This is a genomic window from uncultured Nitratireductor sp. (genome assembly GCF_913053745.1).
In the GTDB taxonomy this organism is placed as follows: domain Bacteria; phylum Pseudomonadota; class Alphaproteobacteria; order Rhizobiales; family Rhizobiaceae; genus Nitratireductor.
Window position 1 is genome coordinate 1 of sequence record NZ_CAJXGF010000193.1, and the last position, 7,142, is coordinate 7,142.

The following is a 7,142-nucleotide window of genomic DNA, read 5'->3' on the forward strand; positions in this document are numbered from 1 at the left end:
GATCTTGGCATCTGCCGGAAAGAAGGTCTTGAGCGTGATCGGCGAGGCGGTCTTGCCCGCGCGAATCAGTTGGCCGATCTTCTCATAGATGTCCTGATGCGGTGGGACAAAGAAATGATACGGTTCGAGGAAGTCCGAAACCCGGTAGTAGGTCTCGTTGTTGACCAGAATGGCACCCAGCAATTGTCGCTCGGCTTCCGCGTTATGCGGCGCCATGCGCTGTGCGGCAGCTTCCGTTTCGACCGATTGCAGTGTGCCTTTCATGATGTCCCCCGATGACCTTGCCCACCCGGTCTACAGGCATTTACAGCGCAGCTTCAAGGATCAAAAATGGGCATGTCCCATTATGTGAAGAGGCTCAAAATCAACGGGGATATCCCCCCTTGGACCTTGACGGAAGGCTTCAAAAAAGCCTCGCGCAGAGGATGGAAGTGAGCACTTTGTTTTTATTGTAAAAATTATCAGGTTAAATGAAAAACGCATGTGTATGAGTGTGTTCATACCCGTAATTTGAACGATACTGCGCCGCAAATATCTTGTTGCAAAGCAACGAACCGGCCATTCGGACAAAAAAGAAAGCGGCGCCTTTTAAGCGCCGCTTCCTCAATCTTCAAAGCTGTCGAAAAAAGCCGCTTAGGCTTCTTCTTCTTCGGCGACTGCTTCTTCGGTGGCTTCCGCTTCGCCGCCTTCAGCGACTTCGCCTTCGGCTTCTTCTTCGTCTTCCTCGAATTCGAAGATATCCTGTTCAGGCGCGGTCAGGTCTTCACCTGCGGCCTGACGGACGGCTTCGTCTTCGGAGCGGGCGACGTTCACGGTGACGCTGACTTCGACTTCAGGGTGAAGCTGGATCAGGACGCTGTGCAGGCCGATCGTCTTGATCGGGGGGCGCAGTTCGACCTGGCCGCGGGAAACGGTGAAACCAGCGGCGGTCAGACCCTCAGCGATGTCACGCGTGGAAACGGAACCGTAGAGCTGACCGGTTTCGCCGGCCGACCGGATCATGATCATGGATTCGCCATCGAGCTTTGCGGCAACCGCTTCGGCTTCCTGACGACGTTCCAGGTTGCGGGCTTCAAGCTGGGCGCGCTCGTTTTCGAAGCGCTGCATGTTCGCCTTGTTGGCGCGCAGAGCCTTGCCCTTGGGCAAGAGGAAATTACGGGCATAGCCGTCTTTGACCTTCACCTCGTCGCCCATCTGGCCGAGCTTGGCGATACGCTCAAGGAGAATAACATCCATCGTTTCTGTCCTTCTTCATCGGCGCGGAGCACCGGAAAACGTTTTGGGCAGGGCAGAAACGGAAAATGCCGGTTCACGCGGCATGTGGGTCGCTGTCCTGCCGGTGGCAGTTAGGGGCAAAGAAGCCCCAACTCGGGATTTGCTCGATACTTGCCCGCGCCCGCCGCGGGAAGTGTGCGGGCGGAAAACCGCCCGCACCGAAATTTACTTCACCATGTAGGGGAGCAGGCCCAGGAAGCGGGCGCGCTTGATGGCTTTGGCCAGTTCACGCTGCTTCTTCTGGCTCACCGCGGTGATGCGGGAGGGGACGATCTTGCCGCGCTCGGAAATGTAGCGCTGCAGAAGCTTCACGTCCTTGTAGTCGATCTTCGGAGCGTTGGCGCCGGAGAACGGGCACGTCTTGCGACGGCGATGGAACGGGCGCCGCGTCGGGATCTGATTGATATCGACCATTATTCGGAGCCTTCCTTGTTGCTGTCGCGGTCATGGTCGCGACGCGGACCACGATCGTCGCGGCGCGGGCCGCGCGGGCCACGGTCGTCACGACGCGGGCCGCGGTCGTCGCGGCGCTGCATCATTGCGGACGGGCCTTCTTCGTGGGCGTCGACGCGAACGGTGATGAAGCGCAGAATGTCTTCCGACAGACCCATCTGTCGCTCGACTTCCTTCACCGCCTCGGCCGGAGAGTCGATGTCCATAAGCGTGAAATATGCCTTACGGTTCTTCTTGATCCGGTAGGCGAGGGACTTCTGCCCCCAATTCTCGACCCGGCCGACGGAGCCGCCACCAGCCTCGATGACACCCTTGTACTGTTCCACAAGGGCATCGACCTGCTGCGGCGAAAGATCCTGCCGGGCAAGAAACACGTGTTCGTAAAGTGCCATTGTCTTGCCTTTCTTCGTTTCCATCCACCGACCCAGCGGCTAAGCCTCTGCGACTTGTCTTGTCCCGGAAGGGCCGAAGAAAAGCGCTTTGGACGGTCGAGAGCGGAGACACGGGAGGCGGAAGGACTTGCCTTCACAACGCGCGCAGCGGACGCACGGCCCTCCGTTCAGCCCCCAGCTGAGACCGGCAGACCGCGCGCTTATACAGGTTTTGAGCGAAGATGCAAGGCGCCGCCTTAGGCCAGAACAAACCAGAAATCGAGGTCGAGGCTGGCCGGGTCGCACACATCCAGAAGCGGTTGGCAGGTGGGATGTCCGACATAGCCTTCGCATAGGCGTTTCGTCTCGCCGAGCGAACGCCCGAACGTGACCTCGCAGAAGCGGTTCTGCGCTCCCATACCTATGAAGTGCAGCCGCGTGTTGTCCGATCGGCTCAGATAGTCGGTTTCTATCCGCTCCGAGATGGCCAGAACGTCCCGTTCGCCGGCCTCCATGTTCTCTGCGATCTCGAACGTACCGAACTCGACGCACGAGAAATCGCTGGGCGGGGCGGCGACGGGCTTGAGAACGCGATGGCGTGAAAGCCGGATGCTGTCGGGGGAAAGGAGAGCCATGAACGCTTCGGAGCTGGGCGCCTCCATATGTGCGTTCAGCATCGCATCGAAGCTCTTGTCGTCTCGGGCGAAGATGATGTCGGCGAACCCGCCGTTCAGATTGCCCAGAAAGGCGTGAAAAAGGATGCCCTCCCTCGGGCGCAGAAATGTTTCCTGCCAGGTGAGTGCAGCGTCGATCAGCCGCGCGGTCTCCACACCCGCACGCTTTTCGTATCGTGCAAAGCCCATCACGCTCAAAGGGCCGCCGGTTTTTCTCAACATTGATCGTCTTCCTTTTCATGCCGGGCCAGCCGTTATGGCTGGTCTTGCCGGATCTGTTGCGGTGACGTATCTACGGTATGAGATTGACAATTTCTGTCAGGGTAAATGGATGCGCGCATCGCGACTTTTCGGACTGCTCGAGCAGTTGCGGATGCACCGTCAACCGGTCAGCGCCGCCGTGCTTGCCGAAACGCTGGGCGTTTCCGTGCGCACCATCTATCGCGACATCGCCACGCTTCAGTCCATGGGGGCTCCTATCCGAGGCGAAGGCGGCATCGGTTATCAGATGGAGCGCGGCTATTTTCTGCCGCCGCTGCATTTCGACGCCGACGAACTCGACGCGATCACGCTTGGCATGCAGTTGATCTCGGCGCGTGGCGACGGCGCGCTGAAACAGGCTGCCGCGCGGGTGGCCGCGAAAGTCGATTCGGTCGCGCCCGGCGGTGGGCATGAGCGCGTGCGCCGGGGCGATATGATCGCCTATTCGAAAGCCTCGGAGGCGCAGCGGCATTTGGCGGCGTTGCGCAGGGCGGTGCGGGAGCGTCGGCGACTCGAAATCGTCTATCTCGATCTGAAGGACAGGCAAAGCACGCGCCGGATCCGCCCGCTCGGCCTCACGGCTTTCGACAATGTCTGGCTGCTCACGGCTTGGTGCGACACGCGCAATGATTTCCGCAATTTTCGCGTCGACCGATTGACGGCGGTCGCCGAAACCGGCGACCGCTTCGCTCCGCAGGCGGGCATGGAATTCAAGGACTACCTCAAGACTCTGCGTTAGCCTTCAGAGCGCTTTGCAGTTGGTTGCCGGCGACATCCTCGCGAATGCGAAGAACGCAAGCAGAGCGGGACGGCGTTCCTGTGAAATGATGAGACGCTCTACGTCTTCAACCGATACCCGGTCCTGAATATCCACCAGATAACGGCAAGGCACAGAGCCAGGAAGAAGGTGATCATGGCGATGCTGACGCCGATCCCCACATCCGAGGTCTCGTAGAAGCTCCAGCGGAAGCCGCTGATGAGATAGAGCACCGGATTGGCCAGCGTCACCTTCTGCCAGAACTCCGGCAGCATCTCGACCGAGTAGAAGGAGCCGCCGAGAAAAACGAGCGGTGTAATCACCAGGAGCGGAACGAGCTGCAGTTTTTCGAAATTGTCGGCCCAGATGCCGATGATGAACCCGAACAGGCTGAAAGTCACCGCCGTCATCACCAGGAAGAACAACATCCAGAAGGGATGCTTGATCTCGATGGGGACGAACAGATGCGCCGTTGCCAGGATGATCAGGCCGAGGATCAGCGATTTCGTCGCCGCGGCCCCCACATAGCCCAGCACGATCTCAAGAAACGAGATCGGCGCAGACAGGACCTCGTAGATCGTGCCGATGAACTTTGGAAAATAGATGCCGAAGGAGGCATTGGAAATCGAGTTCTGCAAAAGCGTCAGCATCATCAGTCCGGGAACGATGAAAGCGCCGTACTGGATACCGTCGATCTCCTCGATGCGAGAACCGATGGCGGCGCCGAAAACGATGAAATAAAGCGAGGTGGACAGCACTGGCGAGATCACGCTTTGCAAAAGCGTGCGCTTCATGCGCGCCATCTCGAAAAGGTAGATGGATTTAACGGCTTCGAAGTTCACTGGTTTTCCTCCACAACGAGGCTCACGAAAATGTCTTCGAGCGAGCGTTGCTCCGTGTCGAGATCTTTGACCGTGATTCCGGCTTCGCTGAGCGCAGACAACAATGAGGCAATGCCCGTTCGTTTCGCCTGTGTGTCATAGTGATAGATGACCCGCTCGCCGCCGTCGACGAGTTCCAGGTCGTATTCGGAAAGCTGTTCCGGCAGGCGCTCCAGCGGCTTTTGCAGGTCCCGCGTGAGTTGTTTTTGGCCGAGCTTGCGCATCAGTTCAGCTTTTTCTTCCACGAGAAGGAGTCGGCCCTTGCTGATGACGCCCACCCGGTCGGCGATTTCTTCTGCCTCTTCGATGTAGTGCGTGGTCAAAATGATCGTGACACCCGTGTCGCGCAGCCGCTTCACCAATCGCCACATGTCCTTGCGCAGTTCAACGTCGACGCCGGCGGTGGGCTCGTCCAGGAACAGAATGCGCGGCTCATGCGCCAGCGCCTTGGCGATCATCACGCGCCGTTTCATACCGCCCGAAAGCGCCATGATCTGGCTGTCCTTTTTGTCATAGAGCGAGAGGTCGCGCAAAATCTGCTCGACCAGCGCCGGTGCTGGTTTCTTGCCGAACAGGCCGCGGCTGTAGCTCACGGTGGCCCAGACAGTCTCGAAGGTTTCGGTATGCAGTTCCTGTGGCACAAGCCCGATCAGTTGTCGCGCCTGACGATAGTTGTCGACGATGTCGTTGCCTTCAACCGTCACCGTGCCGGCCGACGGTTTCACCAGGCCGCAGATGATCGAGATCATCGTTGTCTTGCCGGCACCATTGGGGCCGAGCAAGGCCAGGATTTCACCGCGCCTGATGTCGAGATCGACCGATTGCAGCGCGGTCAGGCCGGTATCGTAGGTTTTGGAAAGATTATTGATGGAAAGAGCTGTCGTCATAGAAACGGATCCGTCATGTCGGGAGCTTTGGCGAGCCGCGCACATATAGGTGCTATGCGGACCGCTTGCCAGCGTGCGTGTACGCTCGCTGACATTTCCTGACATGAACGGAGGACGCCGGCTCTTGTGGTGGCGTCAGTTGTTTTCCGGATCGGTTTCTGCGGCAAAAGCGAGTTGCGCGCAGCGCACCATTGCAAAAAGCGCCGGAACGCCGATGATCACGGACAGGACGATCTCGCCGGCTGTTTGAAGATGAAGAAGGCCGGAAAGACCCCAGATGCCGGCAGCCGATGCGGCCGCCACCTCGGTGGAGACGAAAATCGTCACGGAAACGAAACCGATTACTTGGGCGAGCGTGAGCTTGTGCCGGGGCGTGTTTCCTCGCGACCGTGCATCTGCTGACTGAAATGTCATGTCTGTAAACATCCGTACACGCCACCGGAAATGGGGCGGAGCGACGATACATCTCTCCCGAATTGTGGAGTTTTCATGTCCTTAGGTCACGGAGGCGGAAAACGCCCAAAAAGCTTGACGTGCCGTTTGTGTTGCGTCACCAGATGCGCCCGATAGTGACGATTACCGGAGATTTGGCGATGAGCATCGCTTTCACCTTTCCAGGTCAGGGAAGTCAGGCTGTCGGCATGGGGCGCGACCTGGCCGACGCATTTCCCGAGGCGAGGGACGTGTTCCAGGAGGTCGACGACGCGCTGGAACAGAAGCTCTCCAAAGTCATGTGGGAAGGGCCCGACGACGAGTTGACGCTCACGGCCAATGCGCAGCCCGCGCTGATGGCTGTTTCCATTGCCGCGATGCGGGTGATGGAAAAAGGCGGTTTCTCCCTGAAGGACAAGGTGTCTTATGTGGCCGGCCATTCGCTCGGCGAATATTCCGCGCTTTGCGCTGCCGGCATGTTCTCTTTGGCCGACACCGCACGGCTTCTGCGCATTCGCGGCAATGCCATGCAGGCGGCAGTCCCGGTGGGCCAGGGTGCTATGGCAGCCATCATCGGCCTCGAGGCGGGAGACGTGGAAGACGTGTGCGCCGCCGCCGGCAAGAACGGCGTTTGTCAGATCGCCAACGACAATGGCGGTGGCCAACTTGTGGTTTCCGGCGCCAGGAGCGCTGTTGAGGCGGCCACGACGCTCGCCTCGGAGAAAGGCGCGAAGCGTGCGATCATGCTGCCGGTCTCGGCGCCCTTCCATTCCGCCTTGATGCAGCCGGCCGCAGATGCGATGCGCGAAGCACTCGCGGATGTCAAGAAGACTGCGCCGGTCGTGCCGGTGGTGGCGAATGTCACGGTTTCGCCGCTGAACGATCCCGAGGAGATCGCCGAGCGGCTGGTCGAACAGGTCACCGGCCGCGTGCGCTGGCGTGAAACCGTTCTCTGGTTCGGTGAGAGCGAGATAAACGCGCTTTACGAGATAGGTTCGGGCAAGGTCTTGTCCGGTCTCGCTCGACGCATCAACCGTGACCTGTCCGCCGTTCCGGTCAACACGCCGGCCGACATCGAAGCGGTTATGGCGGCGCTCGGCTGAGCTTAACTGCGACAGCAGTCGCCGGGGCTGGCGAACCGGAACCCGGTA

At 59.4% G+C, this 7,142-nt stretch carries 10 protein-coding genes; 2 read left to right on the forward strand and 8 right to left on the reverse strand.

The window, feature by feature from the left end; all coding sequences use genetic code 11:
- The 5 genes from QZ638_RS21305 to QZ638_RS21325 all read right to left on the reverse strand — a co-directional run.
- On the reverse strand, positions 1-264 hold a 264-nt coding region (locus tag QZ638_RS21305; RefSeq protein ID WP_295814228.1), incomplete at its 3' end, for a DnaB-like helicase N-terminal domain-containing protein.
- Positions 265-633: 369 nt separating this feature from the next.
- Positions 634-1,236: a 50S ribosomal protein L9 gene (gene rplI, locus QZ638_RS21310; protein ID WP_295814230.1), complete on the reverse strand. Its 603-nt coding sequence runs from the start codon at positions 1,234-1,236 to the stop codon at positions 634-636.
- A gap of 204 nt (positions 1,237-1,440) precedes the next feature.
- On the reverse strand, positions 1,441-1,689 hold the full coding sequence (gene rpsR, locus QZ638_RS21315; RefSeq protein WP_295814231.1) for a 30S ribosomal protein S18: 249 nt from the start codon (positions 1,687-1,689) through the stop codon (positions 1,441-1,443).
- Complete coding sequence (gene rpsF, locus QZ638_RS21320) at positions 1,689-2,120, reverse strand: 30S ribosomal protein S6 (protein ID WP_295814248.1); 432 nt, start codon at positions 2,118-2,120, stop codon at positions 1,689-1,691. The genes rpsR and rpsF overlap by 1 nt, the downstream gene beginning before the upstream one ends.
- A gap of 236 nt (positions 2,121-2,356) precedes the next feature.
- Entirely contained in the window at positions 2,357-2,995 is a 639-nt protein-coding gene (locus tag QZ638_RS21325; RefSeq protein WP_295814233.1) for a hypothetical protein, read from the reverse strand.
- A 109-nt stretch (positions 2,996-3,104) separates the two neighbouring features.
- Between QZ638_RS21325 and QZ638_RS21330 the strand changes: the two genes are divergently transcribed.
- Positions 3,105-3,773, forward strand: coding sequence for a YafY family protein (locus tag QZ638_RS21330; RefSeq protein WP_295814235.1), 669 nt, complete (start codon positions 3,105-3,107; stop codon positions 3,771-3,773).
- A 98-nt stretch (positions 3,774-3,871) separates the two neighbouring features.
- Here the strand turns inward: QZ638_RS21330 and QZ638_RS21335 are convergent, their stop codons facing one another.
- From QZ638_RS21335 to QZ638_RS21345, 3 genes are all read right to left on the reverse strand, one after another.
- Positions 3,872-4,633 carry an ABC transporter permease gene (locus tag QZ638_RS21335; protein WP_295814237.1) on the reverse strand — a complete coding sequence of 254 codons (762 nt, stop codon included), beginning with the start codon at positions 4,631-4,633 and terminating at the stop codon, positions 3,872-3,874.
- A complete protein-coding gene (locus QZ638_RS21340; protein WP_295814239.1) occupies positions 4,630-5,559 on the reverse strand; it encodes an ABC transporter ATP-binding protein in 930 nt (309 codons plus the stop codon). Before QZ638_RS21340 ends, QZ638_RS21335 begins: the two co-directional genes overlap by 4 nt.
- Before the next feature lie 135 nt (positions 5,560-5,694).
- Positions 5,695-5,973 (reverse strand): hypothetical protein, encoded by a 279-nt coding sequence (locus QZ638_RS21345; RefSeq protein ID WP_295814242.1) that lies wholly within the window; start codon positions 5,971-5,973, stop codon positions 5,695-5,697.
- A 179-nt stretch (positions 5,974-6,152) separates the two neighbouring features.
- Between QZ638_RS21345 and fabD the strand changes: the two genes are divergently transcribed.
- The gene (gene fabD, locus QZ638_RS21350; RefSeq protein WP_295814245.1) at positions 6,153-7,094 is read left to right on the forward strand and encodes an ACP S-malonyltransferase; all 942 of its coding nucleotides are present in this window, start codon (positions 6,153-6,155) and stop codon (positions 7,092-7,094) included.
- Positions 7,095-7,142 lie beyond the last annotated feature (48 nt).